Source organism: Streptomyces sp. TP-A0874, assembly GCF_001748085.1.
GTDB lineage: Bacteria > Actinomycetota > Actinomycetes > Streptomycetales > Streptomycetaceae > Streptomyces.
This window is the reverse complement of the sequence record NZ_BBZK01000005.1, coordinates 628,331-655,254: the sequence shown is the minus strand read 5'-3', so window position 1 is coordinate 655,254 and position 26,924 is coordinate 628,331. Positions and strand designations below refer to the sequence as shown.

General features: G+C 72.1%; 20 protein-coding genes, 1 pseudogene and 1 riboswitch. Of the genes and pseudogenes, 11 read left to right on the top strand and 10 right to left on the bottom strand.

The window, feature by feature from the left end; translation table 11 throughout:
- Positions 1-158: 158 nt before the first annotated feature.
- Positions 159-1,352 (bottom strand): annotated as a pseudogene (locus tag BGP73_RS10450) (ATP-binding SpoIIE family protein phosphatase); the annotation flags it as partial.
- 371 nt (positions 1,353-1,723) lie between these two features.
- Positions 1,724-3,067: an NAD(P)/FAD-dependent oxidoreductase gene (locus tag BGP73_RS10445; RefSeq protein ID WP_069813941.1), complete on the bottom strand. Its 1,344-nt coding sequence runs from the start codon at positions 3,065-3,067 to the stop codon at positions 1,724-1,726.
- Between the two features lie 363 nt (positions 3,068-3,430).
- Between BGP73_RS10445 and BGP73_RS10440 the strand changes: the two genes are divergently transcribed.
- A complete protein-coding gene (locus BGP73_RS10440; RefSeq protein WP_079127398.1) occupies positions 3,431-4,387 on the top strand; it encodes a TetR/AcrR family transcriptional regulator in 957 nt (318 codons plus the stop codon).
- 192 nt (positions 4,388-4,579) lie between these two features.
- Entirely contained in the window at positions 4,580-6,436 is a 1,857-nt protein-coding gene (locus tag BGP73_RS10435) for a sigma-70 family RNA polymerase sigma factor (protein ID WP_079127397.1), read from the top strand.
- Between the two features lie 57 nt (positions 6,437-6,493).
- Here BGP73_RS10435 and BGP73_RS10430 read toward each other — a convergent pair whose 3' ends face one another.
- Complete coding sequence (locus tag BGP73_RS10430) at positions 6,494-8,569, bottom strand: asparagine synthase-related protein (RefSeq protein WP_079127396.1); 2,076 nt, start codon at positions 8,567-8,569, stop codon at positions 6,494-6,496.
- A 609-nt stretch (positions 8,570-9,178) separates the two neighbouring features.
- Between BGP73_RS10430 and BGP73_RS10425 the strand changes: the two genes are divergently transcribed.
- A complete protein-coding gene (locus tag BGP73_RS10425) occupies positions 9,179-10,606 on the top strand; it encodes an MFS transporter (protein WP_069813940.1) in 1,428 nt (475 codons plus the stop codon).
- A gap of 712 nt (positions 10,607-11,318) precedes the next feature.
- Positions 11,319-12,041, top strand: a complete 723-nt coding sequence (trmB, locus tag BGP73_RS10420) for a tRNA (guanosine(46)-N7)-methyltransferase TrmB (protein ID WP_244501162.1) — start codon at positions 11,319-11,321, stop codon at positions 12,039-12,041.
- 148 nt (positions 12,042-12,189) lie between these two features.
- On the opposite strand, the gene BGP73_RS10415 is transcribed toward trmB, so the two are convergent.
- On the bottom strand, positions 12,190-13,218 hold the full coding sequence (locus tag BGP73_RS10415; protein ID WP_069813938.1) for a M23 family metallopeptidase: 1,029 nt from the start codon (positions 13,216-13,218) through the stop codon (positions 12,190-12,192).
- Between the two features lie 11 nt (positions 13,219-13,229).
- Positions 13,230-13,397, bottom strand: a riboswitch (cyclic di-AMP (ydaO/yuaA leader).
- 629 nt (positions 13,398-14,026) lie between these two features.
- Between BGP73_RS10415 and BGP73_RS10410 the strand changes: the two genes are divergently transcribed.
- From BGP73_RS10410 to BGP73_RS10380, 7 genes are all read left to right on the top strand, one after another.
- Entirely contained in the window at positions 14,027-15,631 is a 1,605-nt protein-coding gene (locus BGP73_RS10410) for an ATP-binding protein (protein ID WP_139134550.1), read from the top strand.
- A gap of 2 nt (positions 15,632-15,633) precedes the next feature.
- Entirely contained in the window at positions 15,634-16,050 is a 417-nt protein-coding gene (locus tag BGP73_RS10405; protein ID WP_069813936.1) for a roadblock/LC7 domain-containing protein, read from the top strand.
- Positions 16,043-16,405, top strand: coding sequence for a DUF742 domain-containing protein (locus BGP73_RS10400; RefSeq protein ID WP_069813935.1), 363 nt, complete (start codon positions 16,043-16,045; stop codon positions 16,403-16,405). Before BGP73_RS10405 ends, BGP73_RS10400 begins: the two co-directional genes overlap by 8 nt.
- Entirely contained in the window at positions 16,383-16,982 is a 600-nt protein-coding gene (locus BGP73_RS10395) for a GTP-binding protein (RefSeq protein WP_069813934.1), read from the top strand. Before BGP73_RS10400 ends, BGP73_RS10395 begins: the two co-directional genes overlap by 23 nt.
- On the top strand, positions 16,979-18,250 hold the full coding sequence (locus BGP73_RS10390; protein WP_069813933.1) for a cytochrome P450: 1,272 nt from the start codon (positions 16,979-16,981) through the stop codon (positions 18,248-18,250). Before BGP73_RS10395 ends, BGP73_RS10390 begins: the two co-directional genes overlap by 4 nt.
- Before the next feature lie 57 nt (positions 18,251-18,307).
- A complete protein-coding gene (locus BGP73_RS10385; RefSeq protein ID WP_069813932.1) occupies positions 18,308-19,564 on the top strand; it encodes a cytochrome P450 family protein in 1,257 nt (418 codons plus the stop codon).
- A 602-nt stretch (positions 19,565-20,166) separates the two neighbouring features.
- The gene (locus BGP73_RS10380) at positions 20,167-21,138 is read left to right on the top strand and encodes a TauD/TfdA dioxygenase family protein (RefSeq protein ID WP_069813931.1); all 972 of its coding nucleotides are present in this window, start codon (positions 20,167-20,169) and stop codon (positions 21,136-21,138) included.
- A gap of 335 nt (positions 21,139-21,473) precedes the next feature.
- On the opposite strand, the gene BGP73_RS10375 is transcribed toward BGP73_RS10380, so the two are convergent.
- From BGP73_RS10375 to BGP73_RS10350, 6 genes are read right to left on the bottom strand one after another with little or no spacing between them, the layout of a single operon-like run.
- A complete protein-coding gene (locus tag BGP73_RS10375) occupies positions 21,474-22,589 on the bottom strand; it encodes a cytochrome P450 family protein (protein WP_244501160.1) in 1,116 nt (371 codons plus the stop codon).
- A complete protein-coding gene (locus tag BGP73_RS10370; RefSeq protein WP_244501152.1) occupies positions 22,571-23,992 on the bottom strand; it encodes a cytochrome P450 in 1,422 nt (473 codons plus the stop codon). Before BGP73_RS10370 ends, BGP73_RS10375 begins: the two co-directional genes overlap by 19 nt.
- Positions 23,989-24,588: a GTP-binding protein gene (locus BGP73_RS10365; protein ID WP_069813929.1), complete on the bottom strand. Its 600-nt coding sequence runs from the start codon at positions 24,586-24,588 to the stop codon at positions 23,989-23,991. Before BGP73_RS10365 ends, BGP73_RS10370 begins: the two co-directional genes overlap by 4 nt.
- Positions 24,566-24,925: a DUF742 domain-containing protein gene (locus BGP73_RS10360; protein WP_069813928.1), complete on the bottom strand. Its 360-nt coding sequence runs from the start codon at positions 24,923-24,925 to the stop codon at positions 24,566-24,568. The genes BGP73_RS10365 and BGP73_RS10360 overlap by 23 nt, the downstream gene beginning before the upstream one ends.
- Positions 24,922-25,359: a roadblock/LC7 domain-containing protein gene (locus BGP73_RS10355; RefSeq protein WP_069813927.1), complete on the bottom strand. Its 438-nt coding sequence runs from the start codon at positions 25,357-25,359 to the stop codon at positions 24,922-24,924. Before BGP73_RS10355 ends, BGP73_RS10360 begins: the two co-directional genes overlap by 4 nt.
- Positions 25,356-26,774 (bottom strand): ATP-binding protein, encoded by a 1,419-nt coding sequence (locus BGP73_RS10350; RefSeq protein WP_069813926.1) that lies wholly within the window; start codon positions 26,772-26,774, stop codon positions 25,356-25,358. Before BGP73_RS10350 ends, BGP73_RS10355 begins: the two co-directional genes overlap by 4 nt.
- Positions 26,775-26,924: the final 150 nt, after the last annotated feature.

The window sequence follows — 26,924 nt, the reverse complement described above, 5'->3', positions numbered from 1 at the left end:
AGAAACCAACCGGCCCCTGGCAACCCGAAGAACACTACACCACTGGTCAGCGGTACTCAAAACCACTGTCAGGGACAGCCGGGACGGGCCCTCGAGCCGCCGGAGGCGGGGGCGCCGGAAAGCTGGAGCCCTCCTTCGGTGGGCGGGTGGGAGTGCCCTCAGGCACCGCTCGGTAGGAGGAACTCGCACCAGACGGCCTTACCGCCGTCCGGCACCCGTCGCGCTCCCCAAGCGGAGGCGATCGTCGCCACGATCGAGACTCCGCGCCCGCTCTCGTCCACCGGCTCTGCCTGGCAGCGGTGCGGTAGGCGGTCGTCGCCGTCCGTGACCTCGATGATCAGGCGGCGGTCCGTGCGTCGGAGCCGCAGCCGCATCGGCGGGGAGCCGTGTTGGAGGGCGTTGGCGACGAGTTCGCTGGCCGCGAGGACCCCCAGGTCGTGGAGTTCCGGAGGGAACCGCCAACTGGCCAGGACCCCGGAGGCGAAGGCACGGGCCCGCGGCGCCGCTTCCACACCGCCGAGCAGGTCGAGGGCGGCGTTGTGGAACAGCTCCGCGTCCTGTCCGGAGCGTTCGGGGTGCTGGAGGATCAGCAGCGCCACGTCGTCGTCGTGCTCCTCGGTGATGCCGAGGGATCGGATCAGCCGGTCGCACATGTCCGTGGGTGAGCCGGTCGCTGAGGCCACCGCGCGTTCGAGTGCGGTGACGCCCTCGTCGATGTCGGCGTCCCGGCGCTCGACGAGGCCGTCGGTGTAGAGGACGGCGGTGGCTCCCGGGGCGAGCGGGACGGTGCCGGAGCTGTGCGGCCAACCGCCGGTGCCGAGCGGTGGCCCGGTGGGCTCGGCGGTCCGGCGGACGGTGCCGTCCGCGTCCCGGACGACGATCGGCAGATGGCCCGCCGAGGCGTAGAGCAGCCGTCCTTCGTTGGGGTCGTGGATCGCGTAGAGGCAGGTCGCGATCTGGCTGGCGTCGATCTCCGCCGCCAGCCCGTCGAGCAGCTGGATGATCTCGTGCGGCGGCAGGTCGAGCCGGGCGTAGGCACGGACCGCGGTACGGAGCTGGCCCATCACCGTGGCGGCCCTGACCCCGCGCCCCATGACGTCGCCGATGACGAGCGCGGTGCGACCGGCCCCGAGGGTGATGACGTCGTACCAGTCGCCGCCGACCGCTTCCTCGGTGCCACCGGGCTGGTACCGGGCGGCGACGCGGAGGTCGTCCGGTTGCTCCAGTTCCTGCGGGAGCAGGCAGCGCTGCAGGGTGACGGCCACCGCCCGCTGCCGGCGCGCACCCGTCCGCACCCGCTCGGCCGCCTCGATCTGGTCGGTCACGTCCGCCGCGGAGATGAGGACCCCGCGGTGCGCTTCGGCCTCGGTCGGGTCGGGTGGCTCGGATGGAGCCGGGTGGTGGTGATGCGGGCGGTCCGCGCAGCGGCGCGTCGCTGTGTTCCGGGGAGCCGGGCGCTCCAGCGCGTGAAGTTCACTGAGATTTGCCTCGTGATGTCGCTTCGGGTCAGCCGGGCCGGCCAGAGGTACGGCTGGAGTCGAGTCGCGTTCGTGCGGCCGTTCGCCGGGCCGGCCGCCTGGTATCGCCGTGCCCTGCCGCGGCGTTGGGCACGCTGTACGGGTATCAGCCCATCCATGCTCACACGTCCAGTGTCGCCGACCGGTCTGACATAGGTCAGACGTCGGTGCGGTCCGCGTAGTTCCTGATCCCGGTCGTCCGTTGGTCACGTACCTTCCGGGTGGCGTCCGGTCCCGGCGGCCAGTTCGAACTCCGCACGCGGGTGTTCCAGCGAACCCAGCGACACGATCTCGCGTTTGAAGAGCCCGGACAGACACCATTCGGCGAACACGCGCGCCTTGCGGTTGAAGGTGGGCATCCGGCTGAGATGGTAGGCCCGGTGCATGAACCACGCAGGGTAGCCCTTCAACTTACGACCGTAGACGTGTGCGACGCCTTTGTGGAAGCCCAGCGAGGCGACGGAACCGGCGTAGGAGTGCCGGTACTCCTCGACCGGCTCTCCCCGGAGGGAGGCCAGCAGGTTGGCTCCGAGCACCCGGGCCTGGCGTACGGCGTGTTGGGCGTTGGGCGCGCACTCGGCGTCGGCCTCGTCGGCCGTGCGGTCCGGGACGGCCGCCGCGTCGCCGGCGGCCCAGGCGTGCTCCACCCCGGCCACCCGGAGGGTGGCTTCGCACTTCAGCCGCCCCTTTCCGGTTCTCGGCAGATCGCTGGCGGCGAGGACCGGATGCGGTTTGACCCCGGCGGTCCACACGAGCGTACGGCTGGGGAAGCGGGTGCCGTCGCTGAGTACCGCGACACGGTTCTCGCAGCTGTCCAGCCGAGTGCCGAGTCGGACGTCGACGTTGCGCCGCCGCAGCTCGCTGAGGGCGTAGCGGCCCATCTCCGCCCCGACTTCGGGAAGGATCCGGTCGGTCGCCTCGATGAGTATCCATCTCATGTCGGCGGCCTCGATGTTGTGGTAGTAGCGGGTGGCGTACCGCGCCATGTCCTCGAGCTCTCCGAGGGCCTCCACTCCCGCGTACCCCCCGCCGACGAAGACGAAGGTGAGGGCCGCGTCGCGGACGTCCGGGTCCCGGGTGGAGGAGGCGATGTCCAGTTGCTCCAGGACGTGGTTGCGCAGTCCGATGGCCTCCTCGACGGTCTTGAAACCGATGCCGTGCTCGGCCAGACCGGGGACGGGGAGGATGCGGGAGACCGATCCCGGGGCGAGGACCAGCTCGTCGTAGTGGAGTTCGAGCGCGCCGCTCCCCTCCTCCTCGGTGGCCAGTGTGGTGATGGTCGCGGTGTGCCGGGCGTGGTCGATGGCGCGTACCTCGCCGAGCAGTACCTGACACCGATTCAGCACTCGCCGGAGCGGGACGACGACATGACGCGGGGAGATGGACCCGGCCGCTGCTTCGGGCAGGAAGGGCTGGTACGTCATATAGGGCTCGGGAGAGACCACGACGATGTGGGCCTCACCGCGCTTCATCCTCCGCTGGAGGTACAGAGCGGTGTACATGCCTACATAGCCACCGCCGACCACGAGAATGCGGGCCGGTTCCTTCACCTGTGGTCTCCTCGTGATCTCGCCGTCGAAAGCACACCCTCTCCCATGACGCACCCGCGACGGCTGTTTGTCCACAGGCTCCGCGAAATGTATGACCGGCCCGGACGGGTGTACGCCGGTGCGGTCCGGCTGAGCGGGCCGGGACTTTCCCAGGTCAGGGCAGCGAACGGGGCGGACGGGAGGAGAGGGGCCGAGGCGGTCGGGAAAGGTGCTCCAATCGGGGCGCGGGTCGAGTGAAACGCCCCCTTCTTTCTGAGTGTCCCCTCAACTATCTTCGTAAGGCGCCAGGGTGCCAGGACCACGCACCCGGCGGACAGGGGCGGGGAAGTCTCCGGGGGGAGACATCGGCACCGGGGGATCTATATGCGTATTTTCGGCTCTCAGTCGTCGGCTGTTGTCGGGTCTGACGATGAGCAGACGACGACGGATGTCAAGGCGGACGGGGGCGGTCTGCGTCCGGCGCCGCTCCGGGTGGACGCCCGCCGCAATCTGGAGCACGTGTTACGGGCGGCGCGGGAGGTCTTCGGCGAGCTCGGTTACGGCGCGCCGATGGAGGATGTCGCTCGGCGGGCACGGGTGGGTGTGGGCACGGTCTACCGGCGGTTCCCCAGCAAGGAGGTACTGGTCCGGAGGATCGCCGAGCAGGAGACCGCCAGGCTCACTGAGCAGGCCCGGGCCGCACTCGCCCGGGAGGACGAGCCCTGGTCGGCGCTCGCCCGCTTTCTGCGGACGTCGGTGGCCTCGGGGGCCGGCCGGCTGCTGCCGCCGCAGGTGCTGGTCGGGGCGGACATCGGTGTGGGAGTGGGGTCGGACACCGATCACCGGGTGCCACACCAGCGGCGACCGGACGCCGAGGACGCTGAGTACGGGGCGGCGGAGTCCGGAGACACACGGTTCGAAAGCACGCCGTTCGAAAGCACGCCGTTCGACAGCGCCGAGTCCGCCCCCGCACGGCCCTCGACCGCTCAGCCCTCGAGCGCGCAGTCCGAAGCCGCAGAGCCGGAGGAGTCCTGGGGCACGCCTGCCGATCCGGCTGAGGCGGAGGGACCGCAGGCCCCGGAGCGGGAGGAGTTACGGCTGGCGGAGCTGCCTTCCGTGGAACGGGATCCGGCCTCGGCCGCGTTGCTGGAGGTCGTCGGGGAGCTGGTGGAGCGTGCCCGGGCCGCGGGCGAACTCCGCGGTGACGTGACGGTCGCCGACGTACTGCTGGTGATAGCGACGGCCGCGCCCTCGCTCCCGGACCCCGCTCAGCAGGAGATCGCGGCCGGCAGACTCCTGGAGATCCTGCTCGAGGGACTCCGGCCCCGTTACCCGGCCTGAGAGGCCGGGTCAGGGCACGACGCACGGCGGTGACCGTCGGTGTCGCCGTGTCGGTGGCGGACGGTCGGGGCGGGTGGCTCCGGTGGAACACCCCGGAAGTGTGGTGGAGCGGTTCCCGGGGCCGGTCCGACCGGCCCCCTGTGGCAGTCTTTGCGCGATACGCGGTACAGCTGGTGGTCGGGGGCTTGGGACATGGGTTCTGACGAGCTGGACGAGGCTCGGGCCGGTGACGAAGAGCGCACGGCCGGCGAGGTGGCCCGTAGCCGTGAGGCGAGTGTGCCCCGGCAACGGGACGCCGAGGAGGCCGAGCTTCCGCCGGGGGACGGCGAGTTGCTGGCCCGGCTGCGCGGTGGCGACGACAACGCCTACGAGGAGTTGTACCGGCGCCATGCGGACGCGGTACGGAGGTACGCCCGTAGCTGCTGCCGGGACGCCCACACCGCCGAGGACCTCACGGCCGAGGTGTTCGCCCGGGCCCTTCAGGCGGTCCGCCGGGGTTCCGGCCCCGAATCGGCCGTACGCGCCTATCTGCTGACCACCGTGCGCCGGGTGGCGGCGTCCTGGGCGCGGACCGCGAAGCGTGAACAACTGATCGAGGATTTCGCCGTGTTCGCGGCCGCGGCCGCGAACACCGCGCTCGACGAGGCGGGCTCCGAGTTGGGCGCCGATGTGCGGGCGATGCACGAGGCCGAACGATCGCTGGCGGTCCGGGCGTTCCGCAGTCTGCCGGAGCGTTGGCAGACGGTGCTGTGGCACACCACCGTCGAGGAGGGGTCGCCCAGCGAGGTGGCCCCGCTGCTGGGGTTGACGGCCAACGCCACCGCGGTGCTCGCGCACCGTGCCCGGGAGGGCCTCCGGCAGGCCTACCTCCAGGCCCATGTGAGTTCCACTCTGACCTCTGGTTCCACGGGGGGAGACTGCGCCCGGTACGCCGACCGGCTCGGTGCGTTCGCCCGTGGCGGGCTCCGGACCCGAGCGGAGCGGGGACTGCGCGAACACCTCGCCGACTGCACCCGGTGCCACCGCGCCGCGCTGGAGCTCAAGGACGTCAACGAGCGGCTGCGGGCGCTGCTTCCGGTCGCGGTCATCGGCTGGTTCGCCGCCGGGTACGCGGTCAAGGCCGCCGGGGCGGTGGCTGGTGCCGCCGGGGCCGCCGCGGGGGCGGGTGCCGCGGCTGCGGCGGGCGGTGCCGGGGGCTCGGCGGCGAGTGCGGGCGGTGCGCTGTCCAAGGGGGCGGGGCTCCCACTGAAACTGGGTGTCGCGGCGGGGGTGGTGGCCGCCACCGCGGCCACCGTCTTCGCACTGACCAGCGGGGAGGCCGATGCTCCGGTGGAGTCCCGGCCCCGGCCTTCGGTGCTGCCCACCGCTCCGCCGAGCAGCTCCGCGCCGCCGGCCCCGGAGCCCACGGCCACCCCACCGGTGGTAGCGGGGCACCAGCCGGCTCCCCCCGCCGCGGCGACCTCGGAGCCCGCACCCAAGCCGAGCCGGAAGCCCGCGTCCCGCCCCGCACCGAGCAAACCGGCGCCGGGCAAGCCGACGCCGCCCGAACCACCGACGCCGGAGCCCCAGCCGAGCAGCGTGCCGCCCCCACCGGAGGTGACTCCCCCCGCGGCCCAGGACTATCCGGTGAACCGGCTCGCCTTCGACCTGGTCGGAGACGGCTCGGCGCCTGAGGTCCGGTTGGGTGCGAGTTCCTGGCTCTGGCGCCGCTACGGCCTCGTGATCGGGGGCAGTCGGTACGAACACGGGGTGACCGTCCCTGCCGCGTCCTCCGTCCTCATCGACCTCAACCGCTCGTGCACCAGATACACGGCCGTGGCGGGCGTCGGCGACGGTCCGGCCGGCCGCCACGGCAGCGTGCTCTTCTCCGTCTACGGCGACGAGACGCTGCTGTGGCGGTCTGAGCCAGTGCGCGGAGGGGATCCGGCGGTACCGGTGAACGTCTCGCTGGCGGGGCGCAAGACCCTGCGGCTGGTGGTGGAGCCGGACCGGGGCAGCCTCCCGGTGGGGCTGGCCAGCTGGGCGGACTCCCGGATCAGCTGTTCCTGACCGGCTGATCCACCGGACCGTCCAAGGCGCGATGCCGATGGCGCCGGCCCGGGCCGCTCAGCGGGAGAGCGACCGCGGAACGCCTTCGGCGACCGCGCGCTGCCGGGCCGCGGCCCCGGTCCAACAGCTGCCGCGGCGGGCGAGCAGGCGCCGCAGCCAGAGTTCGGTGGAGACCAGTTCGGCGAGCCCGTCCAGCGGTACCGCCCTTCCCTCTGCGGCCGAACGCAGCGCCCTGCGGACCACTCGGGCGTCGACGAGGCCGGCGTCCGCGAGGAGCGGCGTCTCGAAGAGCCGGACCAGGTCGTCGACCGCCGAGCGGAGCCCCGTGCGGGCGGCTGCCGCCTGCGCGTCCTGCGAGGTGGCGCCCCAGCCCGCGGGCAGTTCGTGGATGCCCGAGCCGGCCAGCACACCGCGCAGCACCGAGGGGCGGGCTCCCGGGCGCACCCGGACCGACTCCGGGAGCGCCCGGCAGGCGCGCACCACCTGGTTGTCGAAGAAGGGGGCGTGCAGGCGCTGCCCCCGTATCTCGGAGGCTTGTTGGAAGACCCGGTGGTCGGCGGCGGCTCGGGCGAGTACGGCGCCGGCGCGGCGCTCCCCCGGACGCTCGGCGGTGGCCGGGCGGGCGGCCGACTCCTGGAGGCGGGCCGACACTTCGGCGAGCGCCTCGCCGGTCAGCCAGCGGGCGGCGGGACCCGGCCGGCACCAGGCGAGTGCGGCGAGCGAGGCGTCCACCGCGCCACCGTTCGGCGTGGTGCCGTTTCCGGCGGCGCGGTGCTGGAGCAGTCTGCCCGCGGCCTCCTGGATTCCCTCGCGGTAGGAGGTCCGGGCGAGTCTTCGGGCGGCGCGGTAGACGGTGAAGGGTGCCAGGAAGGAGGGGCCGGAGGGACCGGCGGACTTGGCGAGCGCGGTCATCGGGCGGATCAGCCGGCGCCGTTGGCGCACCAGCAGCAGGTCCGCCAGGCGTGCCGGGTGTGCGTCCAGGACCTGGCGGGCTCCGTGGCCGACGAGGTGGTCGGCGCCGCCGGCGAGCAGCCGACGCCGGTCCCGGGCCACGCTGACCAGTGCGGGGCCCGGTTCGTCGGTGAGGAAGACGGTGTCGAGCCCGGAGTACGGCAGGACCTCCTCCCCGGCGGCGACGACGACGTGGTGCAGCCGGGGATCGGCGGCGAGGGCCCGGGCCCGCTCGAGTTCGGCCTCCCGGGCTGGCCCGGCGGTGAGGTCGTTGAAGGTGACGGCGAGCAGCCGCTCACCGCCTCCGGTGCCGTGTCCGAAGAGGGTGCCGGGGGCGCCCGGAAGCCCGGCGGCGAGGAGCGCCAGGGTGGCCGAGGCGCTCCCTCCGGAGAGGTCCGCGCCGATCCCCGGCGCCGGTGCCCCCCGGGCGGCGCGGCGGTCGGCGGGTCCCATACCGGGCACCGGGCCCTGGTCGGTCTCGGCGCCGGGGGCGTGCCGGGGGGCCGCCAACCTGGTCCGTACGGCGTTGACCAGGGACTCCCGTATGCCCTCCAGGGCCTGCTCCGCGTCCATCTGGGCGGCGGCGACGGCGAGGGAGGCGGTGGGTTCGTAGCCGACGGTCTCCAGGGCGCCCTCGCGGAGGATCAGCGCGTGGCCGGGCGGCACCCGGCGCACACCGCTGTACGGGGTGCCGTCGCCGAGCGCCTCCGGAGTGTCCGGACAGGCTAGGAGCGCGGCGAGGTGGGTGACGTCGAGCGGCGCCTCGACGAGGTCGGCCAGTGGGAGAGCGGCGGTGGCGAACGCGGTGCCCCGCTGCCAGGGGGTGTGGAAGACGGGGAGGGTTCCGGCGAGGTCGCCGATGACGGTCAGCCGGCGGCCGATCTGCGCTACCGCGGTGTAGCTGCCGGGCCAGGTGGTGAGGTGTCGGAAGGCTCCGCCGCGTGCGCTGAGCAGCGCGGCGCGCAGTTCGCCGTCGGTGGCGCCGCAGCATCCCAGGACCGCCAGCCGGGTGGCCGGATCGGCTTGTACGACGCGCACCTCGTCGGGCCGCCAGTCGCCGACGGCCCACAGGGGGTCGGGGTCCTGCCACAGGAGTTGTGCGCCCACGGGGTGGACCGCGTTCTCGGCTCCACCGTCGAGGTGCCCGCCGGCGGGGCTGCTCCATCCCACCAACCACCGCATCGCGCCTCCACAGGCTGTGGACAATCAACCCGACAGCCATGATGCACACTTATTCGCCGTCAACCGCATCGAAAACGGCGTCGAACCCGACATCACGGCAGTGGAACACTGCCGTCGGACCGCGGATCCGAAGGGGGCCGGCGGTCTCCGGCACCATGCTGCCATGGCAGGAGCGCATAGGAGCGCTTGCGGAGAGCGCACAAAAAAGTGTCGTGCGCCCTTGATGCACGGTTGGCATTCAGCCAAAGTCCGCGGGGAGTTGGAAGGGTCCGGGTCGACGCGGCCCGGGAGGTCGGTGCGCCTCCCGGACCGGCCCGCCGCCCGCGGGGAATGAGACGGCGGTATCCCCCAGCCCACTGGATGCTGTGCAGTGAGCCGACCCACGCCCGGTCATGCAAACGCTTCCGGACCGGCTGCGGCAGCGCGCACGGGCGGGCGCACGGCCGCATAGGCCAGGAGCACAGGCCACCTCGCCGCACGGAGGGGACAGGCAACAATCCGCCATCCCTGGTATGACCCCTTAACGGTCAGGATGCGAAGAACTACGCTGGGTTGACGAATGCCCTGCGCCTATGCCGGGGCGGCCGTCGTGTCTCGATGGGGTGGCTCATGTCCAGGGAGCAACGCGGGCCGAACGAGAAGCTCGGCGCCGTCCTCGCCCTCGCTGGGATCAGCAACGCCGGGCTCGCGCGAAGGGTCAACGACCTGGGAGCCCAGCGCGGGTTGACCCTTCGCTACGACAAGACCTCCGTGGCCCGGTGGGTCTCCAAGGGCATGGTGCCGCAGGGCGTCGCCCCCCATCTGATCGCGGCCGCGATCGGCAGCAAACTCGGCCGTCCGGTGCCGCTGCACGAGATAGGACTGGCGGACGCCGACCCGGCACCCGAAGTGGGGCTCACCTTCCCGCGCGGGGTCGGAGCGGCGGTGCGGTCCGCCACCGAGCTCTACCGGTTGGACGTCAGCGGGCGGCGCGGCGGCGGCAGCGTCTGGCAGAGCCTGGCCGGGTCGTTCTCGGTCAGCGCCTACGCGACCCCGGCGTCCCGCTGGCTGATCAACCCGGCGGACAACACGGCCGGCCGTGAGCCGGCGGAGGGTGAGCCCGGCGGTGACGTCCCGGCCCAGCGGGTGGGCCACAGCGATGTCTCCAAACTCCGGGAGGCCGCCGAGGACGCCCGCCGCTGGGACTCCAAGTACGGCGGTGGCGACTGGCGTTCGTCGATGGTTCCGGAGTGCCTCCGGGTCGACGCCGCGCCGCTGCTGCTCGGAGCCTACAGCGACGACGTCGGCCGCTCGTTGTTCGGCGCCACCGCCGAACTCACCAGGCTGGCCGGCTGGATGGCCTTCGACACGGGTCAGCAGGAGGCCGCCCAGCGCTACTACATCCAGGCGCTCCGGCTGGCCAGGGCCGCCGCGGACGTCCCGTTGGGCGGCTACGTGCTGGTGTCGATGAGCCTCCAGGCGACCTATCGGGGGTTCGCCGACGAGGGCGTCGACCTGGCCCAGGCCGCGGTGGAGCGGAACCGGGGCCTGGCGACCGCCCGCACCATGAGTTTCTTCCGGCTGGTGGAGGCCCGCGCCCACGCCAAGGCCCAGGACGCGCAGGCGGCGGGTGCGGCGCTGAGGGCTGCCGAGAGCTGGCTGGAGCGGTCCCGGGAGGGTGACGCGGACCCGTCCTGGCTGGGCTTCTACACCCATGACCGGTTCGCCGCCGACGCGGCCGAGTGCTACCGCGACCTGAAGGCGCCGCGCCAGGTGCGGCGCTTCACCGAGCAGGCGCTGTCCCGGCCCACCGAGGAGTACGTCCGCTCGCACGGCCTCCGTCTGGTGGTGTCCGCGGTGGCCGAACTGGAGTCCGGCAACCTGGACGCCGCCTGTGCGCAGGGGACCCGCGCGGTGGAGGTCGCGGGGCGGATCTCCTCCGCCCGCACCACCGAGTACGTACGGGATCTGCTGCATCGGCTGGAGCCGTACGGGGACGAGCCGCGCGTCGTCGAGCTGCGGGAACGGGCCAGGCCGCTGCTGGTCGCCCCGGCCTGAGGGGCGGGACGCAGCCGCCGTTGCCCGGGTTACCGGTCCCTGCCGCCGAGGTTTGAGGCCGCTGCGGCCGCTGTCAGAGGGCCAGGGCATCATCGTGACCGGCGGCCCGCCCAGTCGGCCCGTGCCCCGTCCGTACCGCACCGCCCCGTCGGAGGCGCCTCTCCGGTTATCGGATCTCTCTCGCGGCCCGGTGGCGCCCGGCGCGGCTGCCCGGGTACGGGTGCCGGCGATCGGCGATGGCGATCGGCGTCGGCGTGCGGGTCGGCCTGCCGGTCCGGGCGGGAGTGTCCGAGCGGCCCTGGTGGTCGGTAGCCGGAGCAGGAGGTGAGGCGGTCCGGCCCTCTCAGCGAGGCTGCCGCCCTCGTCCGCGGCGGATCGCCTCCCGGTGGTCCGGCGACCTTGGTGCTGCGGCACCGGTACGGCGTCCGACCCCGGAGGGTGGACGGTCCCGGGTGGCCAGGCACGCGAGGTCGGAGCGGTGTGCCGCAAGGCCGTGGAACGCCGGGCGGACACGGCCCGGGGCCGTCGGGGCGTTCCGAAACCCCGGCAGCCCGGCTCCCTGCCGCCCCCTCGTGCGCCCGCCGGGAAGAACGGCGCAGCCTTTAGGATTGTGGGCATTGTGTCTGAGTCGAATACCGCGTCCGAGTCGAACACCCACTCCAGGCCGGACGCCGCACCCGAGCCGAGCGCCGCCCCCCGGGCGGAGCGCCGGTTGCTGTTCCCGGACGGTCCCGCCGTGGACCCCGCGGGCTCTCACCACGAACGCCGGATCCGGAGCTTCCGACCGCGGCGCGGCCGGGTCACCACCGGCCAGGGCGGTGCCCTGCGGCGGCTCTGGCCCACCTGGGGGCTGGACATCGACGGCCGCTCCACTCTCGATCTCGGCAAGCTGTTCGGGGACCCGGTGCTGCCGGTCGTCCTGGAGATCGGCTTCGGGATGGGGGACGCCACGGCGCGGATGGCGGCCGAGGACCCCGGTACCGGCATCCTCGCCGCCGACGTGCACACGCCGGGCATGGGGAATCTGCTGAGCCTCGCCGAGCGGCAGGGGCTGACCAACATCCGCATCGCCAACGGTGACGCGCTGATCCTGCTGCGCGAGATGATCGAGCCGGCCACGCTGGCGGGGATCCGGATCTACTTCCCGGACCCCTGGCCCAAGAAGCGGCACCAGAAGCGTCGGCTCGTCCAGCCGGAGTTCGTGGAGCTCGCGGCCGACCGCCTCAAGCCGGGGGCGACCCTGCACTGCGCCACCGACTGGGAGCCGTACGCGGAGCAGATGCTGGAGGTGCTGACGGCCAACCCGCTGCTGGAGAACCTCCAGGAGGACGGCGGCTACACCCCGCGGCCCGCCTTCCGCCCGCTGACGAAGTTCGAGAGCGCCGGCCTGGCCAAGGGCCACACGGTGCGGGACCTGATGTTCCGGCGGCGCTGAGGCACCGGCCGGCCGGCGGGGCGCACAGCGGCCGCCGGCCGCAGGAAGCCGGCCCGAGGAAGCCGGCTCCGGTACCCGGGCCGGGCGCCTGCCGGCGCCGAGTCCGGGCTGACCCCCGCGGCCGCCGGGCCCCGGGCCCGTCTGACGGTCAGAGGTTCTTACCGTGCCCGCTGAACCACGCGGCGGGGTCGATCGGGTCTCCGCCGCCCGGGCGGATCTCCAGGTGGAGGTGCGGCCCCGTGACGTTGCCGGTGGCGCCCACCCGGGCGATGGTCTCACCGGTCTCGACCGTGCCTGAGGTCCTGGTCATCGAGGACAGGTGGCAGTACCAGACCTCGGTGCCGTCATCGAGTGTGACCACCACCCGGTAACCGTAGGAGCCGGCCCAACCCGCCTGGGTGATGGTGCCGTTGTGCACCGCCTTCACCGGTGTGCCGGTGGGCGCCGCGAAGTCCTGTCCGGTGTGGTTGTTGGACCACATCGAGCCGGAGTCGCCGAATCCGGAGGTGAGGGTGTACGAGGCGAGCGGCAGGGCGTAGCTGCGAGCGAGTTCGGCGAGCCGCTTGGCCTCGGCCTCCCGCTCCGCCGCCTCCTGCCGCTCCCGCTCCGCCTTCTCCTCTGCCTTGCGCTCGGCGTCGGCCCGTTCGGCCGCCTCCCCCGCGGCCTGTTCGCGGGCGGATTGCTCGGCGGAGTGCCGGTCCGACTGGTCGGCGGCGGTCCGCTGCTGTTCGGCCTGGCGCATGATGCGGGCGCGCAGCGTCTCGCCGGCGTCCAGCCCGCTCTCGTCCGCCACCAACCCGGCCTGGGTCAGCGGAGCCTGCTCCGCTGACCGGCCCTCGGAGGAGCCACCCGACATCAGGCTGCCCAGCCCGGGCATCGACTCGGGGTCCGGAAGTTTCTCGGTGACCTGCGAGAGGTCCGGAAGCGAGATGGCGACGGGCGGCTTCTCGTTGGCGACGGCCATCCCGCCGGCGCCGACCGCCGCGATGACGCCGACCCCGAGGACGGTGCCGCTGCGGGCCATGCCGCCGCGCTGCTTGACCACCCGGTGCCTGCCCCGAGCCGGCGCGACGGAGTCCGCGGTGGGGTTCCACTCGGAGCCGGGGTGCTCGCCGGGGCCCGAACCGAAACCGGAGGGACCGAACCAGGTCTCGGAGGCAGAGCTGTTCGACGCCACGGAGGCGCTCTCCTTTCCTTCCCACTCACCTACCGGGTTAGCTGACGGGTTCGGAGCAGGAAGGTCTCCTACGGCCCCCTCCTCGCGGAGGCGTCCGATTCACCCCAAGTGGTGGTTCCCCGGTTCCCTGTTGCGGTGGACTCTCGCCACCACGCCTCGGGATTCGGCGACGGCGCGCGGTGCCGCCTCTTCCGGCGACTAGGACGACCGCGCTGCGTTATCGAACGTTAATAGAGGACCGGGTCGTTTTCCAAGCTGTTCACGGTGATCGTTAACGATTTACCGGGGTGCCAACCATGCTGTTCCGGGAGAAAACCAGCGAGTTGACCGCCGCCCGGGAAACGCCCTCGAACTGATCGTGTGTCAGTTGTTATGCGCAGCGAGGCGGCCCACTCACACACCGTGACCATCTCGCCGGCGGAGGACTACGCGCGTAACCGGCACCGAGTGCCAGCCCAGTCGGCCGGGATCACCGCCCGTTCGGCCAAAGTGACTTGTTCACATCGCCAGCGCTCATCACCCGTCACTACTCACCGCCCCGCTTGTGGCGCGGTGTCAGCCACTGCCCGACTCGTCCCTGTCACCCAGTAGCTGTCTGTGTTTCAACTAGCCCTCTGATCAGGCCAGTCGGCGGCTGTCCAGGCCCGCCGGACGGCCCCTCGGGGGCCCGAACAGAACGGATCACCGAGGTAGCATGTCCCCCGCACGGGACGGACCAGGCGTTTTCCCGTCGGCGTGGTCGGGGGCTGCGCAGGGCCGGACACGGTCTCGGCACCCCTCCCTGACCCCTCCGCGCGAAGGTTCATTCATGGCACGTTCCGCTTCCTCAGGTTCGCCGCGCGCTGCCCGGCCGCTCTGGCCGATCACGCTCGCGCTCTCCCTCTGCACCCTCGCGGCGCCGCTCGTCCCCGGCTGGTCACGCACCGGTTGGGGAGCCATGGGCTACGCCGCCGCGGCGCTCGCGGTACTGGCGCTGCTGGAGTGGTCGCGCCGACGCCAGCGAGCGTTGCTGAGCGCGGTGGCCCTCCGCGACGCGGAGATCCGGCGGCGGGACGAGGAACTCCTCCGCCGGGACGGCGAGTGGCGCGCCAGCACCGCCCAGCACACCGCGCTCCTCCGGGAAGAAGCCGAGCATCTGGTCCGGACCCGGCTCCCGGCGGCGATGGTCGGCTCATCGATCCCGGCCGCCCGTCACCAGGAGCTGCTGGACGAAAGGGTCCTGGCCAGCTTCGACGAGCTGTTGGTGGAGACCGGCGACGCGCTGGAACGGGCGCGCGAGCACCAGGAGTCCCTGCGGCTGGTCGTCGTGGCGCTGGCCCGCCGGGTGCAGACCTCGGCACACCGGATCCAGGAGACCGCCTCGCTGATGGCGGACCGCCACTCGACCGACCCGGACGTGCTCGAGTCGAGCATGCGGGTCGACCACGCCGCCGCCCAACAGGGCCGGCACGCACAGAGCCTGGCCGTGCTGTGCGGCGAGTGGCCGGGCCAGCAGTGGCAGAAGCCGCTGGCCCTGGTGGACGTGGTACGGGCCGGCTCCGCCCGGATCCTCGCCTTCCAGCGGGTCGAGGTGTCGGGCGACCCCGACATCGCGGCCGCCCCGCAACTCGTCGAACCGCTGATCCACGCCGTCGCGGAGCTGCTCGCCAACGCCACCCAGTCCTCCCCGCCGGCCATCAGCGTGTCGGCGACCGTCCGGGCGGTGCAGCGCGGCGCCGTCATCGAGATCGACGACGGCGGCGTGGGAATGGACGAGCACGCCCTGGAACAGGCCCGGGAGATCGTCTCCGGCAAGCGGCTGCTCGGCGTGGCCGATGTCGGCGAGATACCGCAGACCGGGCTGGCGGTCGTCGGCCGCTACGCCCACCAGCACGGCCTCCAGACGGATCTGCTGCCCTCGCCCTACGGCGGGGTCCGCGCGGTGATCCTGGTGCCCAACGACTCCCTCGAAGTGCTCGAACCGGCCGGGTACACCTCGGCGCTGGCGCCGGAGGACGAGACCGGCAGGAGCGCCGTGCCACCCCCGGCGCACCCCCCGGAGGCGGAAGCGCTCCCCGCGCCGACCGTGGCGGAGGCGGCCGCGCCGACGCCCGAGCCCTCCCCCGAGCGGGCGCGGACGACCGCCCCGGAGGCGGACCAGTCACCGCCGGCCGGCGGGTCCGAGCCTCCCGGCAACCCGACCCGGACGGTCTCCGGACTGCCGCAGCGGCGTTCCAGCCGCGGCCGGTCCGCCCGCCCGTACACAGCCAAGCCGGCGCCCGAGCGTCCCCTTCCCCAGACCAGCCCGGAAGAGGCCGGGGCCTGGATGGGAGCCCTCTTCGAGGGCTGTGGGGCCGGTCAGCGTTCCACGGCGCCGCAGCCACCGGCGGGCGACGAGCCGCCGCCCCCTCCGACTGAAGAAGAGCAGGTGTGAGCATGAACCAGGTGGAAACCGCAGCGAACCGGGACTGGATGGTCTCCGAGGTGGTCGCTGTGGCCGGAGTGCGGCATGTCGTCGTACTCAGCACCGACGGCCTGTTGATGGCCAGCTCCGAGGGGACCGACCGGGACGTCGCGGACCGGCTGTCCGCCGCCTGTTCCGGGCTCCAGTCCCTCGCCAAGGGCCTGGGGCGGGAGTTCGGCTCCGACTCCCAGGAGGTCCGCCAGCAGATGGTCGAGTTCGACGGTGGCTTCCTCTTCATGCGCGCGGCCGGCTCCGGCTCCTACCTCGCGGTGGTCACCGGGCCGGTCGTCGACCCGAAGATGATCGCGCAGCAGATGCAGACCCAGGTCAACAAGATCGGCGAACGCAACCTGAGCAGCCTGCCCCGCCGTGGCTCGGCGCATGAGTAGTCAAGGGGAGTATCGGGACAGCGCGCTGCGGCCCTTCGTCATCACCAAGGGCCGCTCCCGGCCGTCCCGCAACACCATCGGCATGGACACGCTGCTCGTGGCCGCCACTCCCGGCAAACCCCTGCCCGTCTCCGCCGGACGCGAGGAGCGGGCCCTGCTGCGGATGTGCGAGCAGTTGCTCTCGCTGGCCGAGGCGGCGGCCCACCTCGGACTGCCGGTGAGCGTGGTCACCGTGCTCGCGTCCGACCTGGTCGACTCCGGACACCTCACCGCCCGCTCCGGCATCGGTGCCGAGACCATCCCCAGCCACAAACTTCTCGAGGAGGTACTGAATGGGCTCCGCCGTCTCCGCTGAGCGCTATCTGCCAGAGACCGTGCAGCAAGCGGTGAAGCTTCTCATCGTGGGGGCCTTCGGTGTTGGCAAGACCACCCTGATCGGCTCGGTCAGCGAGATCGCACCGCTGCGCACCGAGGAGACGATGACCGAAGCCAGCATCGGCGTGGACAGCGTCGCCGGTCTGACGGACAAGAAGACGACCACGGTCGCGATGGACTTCGGCCGGCTCACCCTCAACCCCCAACTCGCTCTCTACCTCTTCGGCACTCCGGGCCAGCGGCGGTTCTGGGACCTGTGGGAGGGGCTCTCCGAGGGTGCGCTCGGGGTGCTGGTCATCGTCGACACCCGCCGCCTGGAGGACAGCTTCGAGGTGCTGGAGCAGCTCGAACTGCGCCATCTGCCGTTCGCCGTCGCCGTCAACCAGTTCCCGGACTCCGGGCGGTACAGCCCCGAGGAACTCCGCGAGGCGTTGGACCTCCTGGCGGAGACCCCGGTCGTGATGTGCGACGCCCGGGACCGCGCCTCCTCGGTGGACGCCCTGATCGCGCTCGCCGAGTACGTCTACGACCGGGCCCCGGCGGAGGTGGGCTCATGACGGCGGGCCCTCCGCCCGGCTGCCCCGCACACGCCTCGCCGGACGGCCGCCTCCTCCCGCTGTCCGCGGCCACCGGCTGCCCGGACCCGCAGGCCGTCTACCGCCGGCTGCGCGAGGAGTGGGGCAACGTCGCCCGGGTCGAGTTGGAGCCGGGGGTTCCGGCCTGGCTGGTCATGGGCTACCAGGAGCTGCTCACCATCACCCGGCAGGAGCAGCTCTTCTCCCGGGACGCCCGCAACTGGCGCGACCTGGCCGAGGGCGTCGTCTCGCCCGACTCCGGCCTGCTGCCCATGATGGCCTGGCGCGCCAACGTCATCGGGGCGGACGGCACCGAGCACCGGCGGCTGCGGCTGCCGCTCGTCGACGGGGTGCGGCAGATCGACCAGCGACAGGTGCGCCGCCTGGTCCAGGCGCAGTGCGCGGAGCTGATCGCGGGCTTCACCGACCGCGGCCGGGCCGACCTCGTCACCGAGTACGCCCAGGTCGTGCCGCTCCTGGCGATCGGTGCCCTGTTCGGACTGAACACCAGCGAGGGCCACGAACTCCTGGCCGCCCTGCGCGCGTTGTTCGGCAGCGCCGACGACTCCCAGGCGGGGAACCGCCAGTTCGAGGAGATCCTCGCGGCGGTGCTCGAGGAGCGTCGGGCCACGCCCTCCTCCGACCTCACCAGCGCCTTCCTCGCCCACCCCGACCTTCGTGACGACGCCGAGATCCTCCAGTCGATGGTCGTCATGATCTCGGCCGGGAACGAGACCACCACGACGTGGATCGCGCACACGCTCCGGCTGATGCTCACCGACCAGCGCTTCGCGGGCCGGCTGCACGGCGGGCGGCTCGGTGTGGACGACGCGCTGGACGAGGTGCTCTGGCGCGACCCGCCGATGGCGAACATGCCCGCCCGGTACGCCCTCCGGGACACCGAGTTGGGCGGTCGGCGCATCCGGCGGGGAGACGTGCTGATCCTGGGTCTCGCGGCCGCCAACGACGACCCGCGCATCCACCGCGGCGACTCGTTCGCGGAGGAGGTGGGCAACCGGGCCCACCTCGCCTTCTCCGCGGGCCCCCACGTCTGCCCGGCGCAGCTGCCCGCCCGGCTGATCACCCGGACCGCGGTGGAGACGGCGCTCCGCCTGCTCTCCGACCTCCGACTGACCATCCCGGCCGAGGACGTGGCCTGGCTGCCCTCACCGTGGACCCGCTGCCCGGCATCGCTGCCGGTCACCTTCTCGGCCCGGTTGCGGCCGGCACCGCTGGCTCCGGCCGGCTGAACCGCCGCTCCTCGACGCACCGCCCCGTAGTTCCACCGACACTGCCGGAGGTCAGACTTGACAGAGCACGAGGTATCCACCGAACAGCAGGTTCCGCTGGTCACCCTGGACCCGCACGGCTCCGACCACCAAGGCGAAGCCGCCCGGCTGCGGGAGCTCGGCCCGGTGGTGCGGGTCCGGCTCCCCGGGGACGTCCTCGCCTGGAGCGTCACCGACCACCGGCTGCTGAGCGAACTCGTCGCCGACCCGCGGGTCAGCAAGGACTGGCGCAACTGGACGGCGATGCGCCGCGGCGAGATAGCCGACGGCTGGCCGCTGATCGGCATGGTCAAGGTCACCAACATGGTCACCGCGGACGGCCAGGAGCACCGCCGGCTGCGCAAGCTGGTCACGGAGACCTTCACTCCGCGCCGGGTGCAGGCCATGCGTCCGCGGATCGAGCAGATCGTCGGCGAACTCCTGGACGACCTGCCCTCCCACGCCGATCCGGACGGCTCCGTCGACCTCCGGCTCCACTTCGCCTACCCGGTGCCCATGCGGGTGATCTGCGAGTTGTTCGGGGTGCCCGAACACGAGCGGGACCGGCTGCGGATCCTGGTCGACAACATCTTCCGCTCCGACCTCGGTATGGACGAGGTGGCCAGGAGCCAGGTCGAACAGTACGAGCTGCTCGCCCGGGTGGTGCAGGCCCGCCGGGAGGAGCCCGGGAACGATCTGACCAGCGCCCTGGTGGCCGCCCGGGAGCGGGACCCGGACGCGCTCAGCGAGGAGGAGTTGGTCGGCACGCTGCTGCTGATGCTCTCGGCGGGCCACGAGACGACCCTGAGCCTGATCGTCAACGCGGTGCGGGCCCTGCTCACCCATCCCGAGCAGCACGCCCGGGCCCTCGCAGGCTCGGCGGAGACCTGGGCGGCAGTCGTGGAGGAGACGCTCCGCTGGGACGCCCCGATCGGAAACTTCCCCTTCCGCTACCCGCTGGAGGACATCGAGATCGCCGGCGTCACCATCCCGGCCGGTGACGCCGTGATGGCCCCCTACAGCGCGGTGGGTCGCGATACCGGGCAGCACGGTTCGGACGCCGACCGCTTCGACATCGACCGCGAGCAGGCCCGTCACCTCTCCTTCGGTCACGGCCCGCACTTCTGTCTGGGCGCGCCGCTGGCGCGGCTGGAGGCGGCGGTCGCGCTGCCCGGGCTCTTCGGCCGCTACCCCGGGTTGACCCTCGCCCGGCCGCCGGAGGCCCTCGTCCCGGTACCCTCGCTGTTCTCCAACTCCGTCAGCACCCTCCCGGTTCACCTGGGCGAGCCCGCCTGACCGTTCCCCCTTCCCCGGCGGGGGCGGGCACCGCGGTGCCCGCCCCCGCCGGTGACACCGCCGCGGTCGGGGCGCCGGGGAAGGCGCCCTTGACCAGGCACCACGGCCGTCCCACAATGAGCCCATGATCAAGCACTCGTTCGATGCGCTGGGGACGTTGCTCGTTCCGGACCGCACCGGGTGTGAGCGTTCGGGCCGTTAGCGCCTCCGCGCCGGTCTGCCCGGAGCCGCCCGAGCGGCTCCGCACCACCGCCGCCGCACGGACTCGGTCGCGCCCAGGGGGCGCACGTCTGCCGTCAGTCCCGATAGCCGGGCGGAGGTCCCGCCCCGTCCGCCGTGCCACCAGACCCGAGCGGATCGGCTGACGCGGCCACGGAGAGGAAGTCCCCCCTCCCCAGGAAGGTCCACGGCGGCTCGCGCCGGGGCTTCCGACCCGTCACCGGCAGCGGTGGTGGCCTGGTCACCCGGCACCGCCGGGGGCCGCCATCCCTATCTGAGTCGTTCTCTCCGTCCTCTGTTCCTGGTTCGCAGCAGTCGTCCTTCCCGTTCGACGCACCAGCCCGCCCCCTGCGGGCCCCGTGCGCTGCCTTGAGGAGGTTCCCTTGACCGTCGCCGACACAACCACCCGCACCGCCGCTCCCCACTCCCCCGCAGCCTCCACCCCCTCGCTCCGCCCGGCCCGGATCCCCGAGGACGGCCTCCACGAGGGTCGGCGGCTGCTGCGCAGGCTGCCGGAGGGGTGGCAGGAGCGGCCCTACGAACGGTTCACCGTCACCCCGCTGGGGCGTACCATCGGCGCCGAGATCGGCGGCGTCGACCTCTCGCAGCCGCTGGATCCGGGGTTGCGGGAGGAACTCGACCGCGCCCTGCTCGAATGGAAGGTTCTCTTCTTCCGGGCCCAGCACCTCACCTCGGCCCAGCAGCGCGACTTCGCCGGCCACTGGGGCGAGTTGGAGGTCAACCCGCTGCTGTCCAGCGGCTCCTCCAGTGACGTGGTGCGGTTCGACAAGAGCAGCGGTGCCGTTCCGACCTTCGAGAACGTCTGGCACGCCGACGTCACCTTCCGGGAGCGGCCGGCCCTGGGGGCGGTGCTCCAGTTGCGGGAGGTCCCGCCGTTCGGCGGCGACACCATGTGGGCCGATATGGCCGCCGCCTACGACAACCTCCCGGAGTGGGTGAAGGAACGGATCGACGGGGCCACCGCGGTGCACGACTTCATCCCCGGCTTCGCCCGTTTCTACCCGCCGGAGCGGCTGGCCCCGTACCAGGAGCTCTTCCCGCCCGTGGAGCACCCGGTGGTGCGCACCCACCCGCAGACCGGCCGCCGGATGGTCTTCGTCAACACCTCTTTCACCACCCGGATCACCGGCATGGGGCAGGAGGAGAGCGACCGGCTGCTCCGCCTGCTCTTCCAGCAGGCGCACGTACCCGAGTACCAGGTCCGGTTCCGCTGGCAGCAGGGGGACGTGGCGTTCTGGGACAACCGGGCCACCCAGCACTACGCGGTCAACGACTACGCCCCGCACCCGAGGGTCGCCGAGCGGGTCGCGATCGCCGGCGACCGCCCGTTCTGAAGGGCCGTCCCGTAGGTCCCCGGACCGTGCGGCGGCCTCGTCCGCGCTAAGGGTTGTCCCGTAATCCCCGGTGGATCAGCGCACGACGGCAGATGCGGTACATCGCAAGGCGGAGGGACGTCCCGATACTGGGCGTATCAGGATGTTCCGACAACGCGGCGAGGTGCCGTAGCTGCCGTCGTGCGCCCACCGGGGATTGCGGGACAACCCTTAGGTGGACGGGAACTCCGCGCGCACGGCCGCCCCGGCACGGCCTCGGACACGGCACCGGGGTGTGTGGTCGGCTTCCGCGGAAGCCGACCACACACCCCGGGATGTACCGGACCTGGCCCTGCTCAGCCCAGCCGCACCGGAAGGTTGCGGTGTCCGTTGGAGATGAAGGACTCCACCGGCCGCAGCTCGTCGTCGGCGACCGCCAGGGAGATCTCCGGGTAGCGGGCGAACAGCGCCGGCAGCGCGATCTCCGCTTCCATCCGGGCCAGCGGCGCGCCCAGGCAGAAGTGCACGCCGAAGCCGAAGGACATGTGCTCCTTGTTGGCCCGGGTCAGGTCGAAGCGGTCCGCGTCCGAGCCGTGCAGCCCCGGGTTGCGGCCGACCGCGGCGTACGCCGCCATGATGGCCTCGCCCTTGCGGATCACCACTCCCCGGCCGGTGTCGATGTCCTCCACCGCGTACCGCAGCGGAAGGTTGGCCACCGGGGCCTGGCAGCGGAGGGTCTCCTCGATCACATCGGACCAGGTGACCTCGCCCTTCCTGACCAGTGCCAGCTGCTCCGGGTGGGTGAGCAGCGCGTGGACGGCGTTGTCCAGCAGGTTCACGGTGGTCTCGTGACCGGCGCTGATCACCAGCAGGAGGGTGTCGATCAGCTCCTGCTCGGTCAGCCTGGAGCCGTCCTCCTCACGGGCGGCGATCAGCGTGCTGGTCATGTCGTTGCCGGGCGTCTCCCGCTTGGTGGCGACGAGTTCGGCGAGCAGCCGGTGCATGCCCTCGAAGGTCGCCGCCACCTCCTCCGGCTTGGCCGAGGTGTTGAATATGCTGTCCACCAGCCGGCGCAGCTCGTCCCGGGTGGGGCCCTCGGCCACTCCGAAGAGTTCGCAGATCACCTGGATCGGGATCGGGTAGCAGTACTCCTCCCGCAGGTCCACCGTCTCACCACGGGGCACCCGGGCGAGACCGTCGAGCAGGTCCCCGACGATCTTCTCGACGCGGGGGCGGAGCCGTTCGGTGCGGCGGGCGGTGAAGGCGGTGGCGACCAGCTTCCGCAGCCGCTTGTGGTCGGCTCCGTAGGCGGTGAACATGTTCTTCACCGCGACCCAGGCGAAGAGCGGCCATTCCGGGGTTATCTCCCCGTTGATCCAGGCGGGCCAGTGCTGGTTCGGATCCTTCGAGACCCGGGGGTCCGTCAGCAGCTCACGCAGCAGCGTGTGGTCGCTTACTGCCCACGCCACCACCTGGCCAGGAAGTTCCACCAGCGCCGCTGGCCCTTGCTCCCGGATTCGTGCTGCCTCCCCGTGGATGTCGTGACCGGTGGCATCGATGACGACGGGGCAGGTCTGACGTTCCATCCGCTATCTCCAGGTATCTCGTCTGTGATGGCCTGCGGTGCGATCGGTGGAAAGCACACGGGCAGGGCGGCCAGAGCTCGGTGGAACGGGCCCGGTCGCCACGCCAACTCCTCTACCCGAACATCCAGTTCGACATCCGGAAGGCGGTCGAGAAGCTTCTCGATGGCTACGGAGGCGATCAGTCGGGCGGGGTCCTTGGCCGGGCAGGTGTGTGCTCCGGCGCTCCAGGCGAGGTGGGCGCGGTTGCCGCCCCGCCGGTCGGTCACGAGGTTGGGATCGGTGTTGGCGGCGGCCAGGCTGACCAGGATCGGCTCGCCCGCCGGCACCGGCACCCCGCCCAACTCCAGGTCGTAGAGGGCGTAGTGGATGCAGTAGTTGGCCATCGGCGGGTCCATCCACAGCACCTCGTCGAGGGCGTCCTCGACGGGCATGCTGCCACCGGCCAGGTGTCCGCCGAAGCGGTCGTCGGAGAGGAGGAGCCGCAGACCGTTGCAGATGAGGTTCTGCTGCGGCTCGGTGCCCGCTCCCATCAGCAGGATCAGCTGGTGGATCATCTCCTCGTCGTTGAGCTGCGCCGGGTGCGCCATCATCCAGGAGGTCACGTCGGCGGCGGGCTGCTGGCGCTTGAGCGCCACCAGGCCGGACAGCGCCTCGACGAGCAGCGCGTTCGCCCTCTCGGCGTCGCCCTCCGAGTCGAAGATGCCGGACATGCCCTCGACGAGCTTGGCGCCGAGGTCCGACGGGCAGCCGAACATCTGCTCGAAGACGAGCAGCGGCAGTACGGCCCCGTACTCACCGAGCAGGTCCGCGTGGCCCCGCGGGCCGAAGCGGTCGATGAGCCGGTCGGCGCTCTGCTCGACATAGCCGCGCAGCGCGTTCGGGTCCACCCGGCTGAGGCTGTCGGTGATCGCGCCTCGCAGCCTGACGTGTTCGGCGCCGTCCGCCCACAGGGCGTTGGGGCGGTACATCATCATCGGTATGACCGGGCTGTCCGGGGGCACCGTGCCGTCGGCGAGCGCCCGCCACCGGCGCGGGTCCTTGGCGAACCGCTCCGGACTGCGGAGCACCTCCAGCGCGGTGTCGTAGCTGGTGACCAGCCAGGCGCTCACCCCGGGGGCGATCTCCACCTGCGACACCGGGCCCTGCGCGCGGAGCTGGGCGAAGGTGGCGGTCGGGTCGGCGGCGTAGCCGGCCCCGTAGAGCGAGGGGAGTCCGCGCCCGCCGTACCCGGCGTGGGCCGGGCAGCCGGGCGGTGGGGCGCCCTCCGACGTGGCTGGCTGGCTGCTCATGTCTGCTCCTGGGGGATACGGGTCTGGAGGTACTGGACGAGCGAGATCAGCGCCTGGGTGGACGAGATCCGGTCCCGTGCGTCACAGGTGACGAGCGGGGTTTCGGGGAGCAGGTCGAGAGCCTCACGGATCTCTTCCTCCGGATAGGAGGGCGCCCCGTCGAAGTGGTTGACGGCGACCGCGTACGGCACCGCGTGCTCCTCGAGCAGCCCCATGATGTCGAAGGACTGGTCGAGTCGCCGGGTGTCGGTGAGCACCAGCGCCCCGAGCGCCCCGTAGGTCATGTCCTTCCACAGCTGGGTGAAGCGCTTCTGTCCGGGCGCGCCGAACAGGTAGAGCACCAGCCGTTCGCTGAGCGTCAACCGACCGAAGTCCATGGCCACGGTGGTCGTGGTCTTTCCTTCGATCCCGGCCAGATCGTCGACGAGCGCACCCGCCTGCGTCATCGTCTCCTCGGTGCGGAGCGGACGGATCTCCGAGAGGGTGCCCACGAACGTCGTCTTGCCGACGGCGAAGTGACCCACTATCAGGATCTTCGCCGCGGTGCTGACCGTCTCTGGCAGATAGAGCTGGTCAGAGCCGAGCGCGGAGCCCATCGAGCACCTCCTGCAGGAGTTGGGCGTCGGGTAGTTGGGCCTTGGGGATGGGAGCGCGGGTCGTGATGTGACCGCTGTCGATCAGGTCGCTGAGCAGCACCTTGGTGACGCTGATGGCCAGCGACAGGTGTCCCGCCACCTCGGCGACCGACAGGGCGCCGCCACGGCACCACTCCATGACCCTGCGCTTCTCCGGGCTGAGCCCGGTCAGCGGCCGGTCGTTGGCCGCCATCACGAGGGTGACCAGATCCAGGGTGTTCCGCGTGGGGTGCGCCCGGCCGTCGGTGACGACGTACGGTCGTACTAATCCCCGCTCGCGCTTACGTGGCGGGGTCACGCCCGACCACTGCTCCCGAAGCCGGCGTGCGTCATGGAGTCCTGACGCGGCGGCGTGGTGAGTTCCTTGCCGAGTCGGTCGACTAGCTTCTGCATGCGATAGGTCACCGCTTCCATGTCCACGTTCGGCGTCGCCGAGACCGCCAGGTACGCCCCCGCGCCCGCAGCCACCAGGAAGACGTAGCCGTCCACGAACTCGACCAACGTCTGCTGCCAGGGGGAGTTCTCCCGGGAGGTGAACTCCGCGGTGCTGCGGCTGATCGACTGGAGACCGGAGAGGGCGGCCGCCTGCCGGTCCGCCTCGTCACGCGAGATGCCCTGCGAGTGTGCGCGGAGCATCCCGTCGGCGGAGAGCAGGATGGCGTGCCGGGCCTCCGGCACCTTCAGAACCTCGTCGAGCATCCAGCCGAGCTCGTTGGTCATGTAGTTGTTCATGCCTGAGGGTTCCCTTCATCTGCAGACGAAGCACGGCCGGATCGGGTGCCGCGGGCGAACGCACCCATGCGCGAGGCGGTTTCCTGCGCCGGGCGGGCCGGCGGGGCCTCGGAGACGGGCTGGGCGGGAGGGGTGCGGAGGGCTTCCACCGCTTCCGGGTTCGGAGCGCGACGGCTCCGCCTGGGCAGTCCTCCCGCGGTGGCCCCGCGCGGCGGTTCGGGCTGGTACTCCGGCTGCGCCGCCGGCGGCGGAGAGGCCTGCGCCGCCGGTGGCGGCGGGCTCTGCGGTGCCGGCTGCGGCTGGGCCGGCGGCCAGGACTCCGCCTGGGTGGCCGTCATGCGAGGAGCCGGCTGGGGCGCGGGAGCGGGCGGCGGCTGGGGAGCCGGCGGCGGCACGGCGCGGGCCGTGGACGCACCGCTGGCACTGGTGAGCAGCGCATGAGGGAGGAAGAGAACCGCACGCACACCTCCATATGGGGAGCGGGTGTCGACCGAGACGTTGAACCCGTACCGGGCCGCGAGCACCCCGATGACGGCGAAGCCGAACTGCGGCGGGTCGCCGAGCCGGTTGATGTCGATCCGTTCACGTCCGCCGAGGAGCCGGGTGGCCTCCTCGACCTCCCTGCTGTCCATGCCGACTCCCGCGTCGTCGATGACGATGCAGGTGCCGTTGTGCGCGGGCTGAACGCTGACCTCGACCATCGTGTTGGGCTGCGAGTGCCGGGCCGCGTTGTCCAGGAGCTCGGCCACGGCGAGCACCACCGGCTCCACGGCGCGGCTCACCACGTCCACGTCGATCCGGGAGTGCACCTCGACACGGCGGTAGTCACGGATCCGCGACTTCGCGCCCCGTACGACGTCCACCAGCGGAGACGCCGCCCGCTGCCGGCCGGGCCAGGAACCGCAGAGCACCGCGATGGCCTGCGCCCGCCGGCCGAACTGCGAGTTCGCGTGGTCGATCTCCAGCAGCCCGTGCAGGACGTTGGGGTCGTCGTGCCGGTCCTGCATGTCCGAGATGGACATCTGCTGCTCGTTGGCGAGCCCCTGCAGGGCGCGCATCGCGGCCTTCAGTGCGGCCTTGGCGGACTGATCCGCGCGTAGACGCGCCTGTTCGGCGGCGCCTGAGAACAGTCCCATCACCCGCTCCAGGCTCTCCGCGAAACCCGTCCCGGCCAGTCGGCCGTCGCGGAGTCCGGGGACCGACTCCGGCTGTTGCGGAGCGTCGGTGAGCGCCGGGAGTCGGGCTTCGACCAGGTAACGGAGCTCCTCGTCACGGACGTGCAGGCTGGTCTCCAGCACTGCCAGGTGTCTGCGCAGAGTAGCGGTGATCTGGCGCTGGCGTACCAACAAGACCAAGGCCGCGAGCGCGCCCGCGGCCAGGCACCAGAACACCGCCTCCGGTATGTGTCGTGTCATGGGGTCCTCATGAACGGGGGCGAGAGGGTGGCGGGAGCCCGGGGCGGGGAGGCTACCAGGGTGCGGAGCCGTGCGGATGACATCGGGTCAAGGCCGGAATGCGGCACACCACCAAACCCCTGGGTCGACGTCCACCACGGTCGGAGTCTG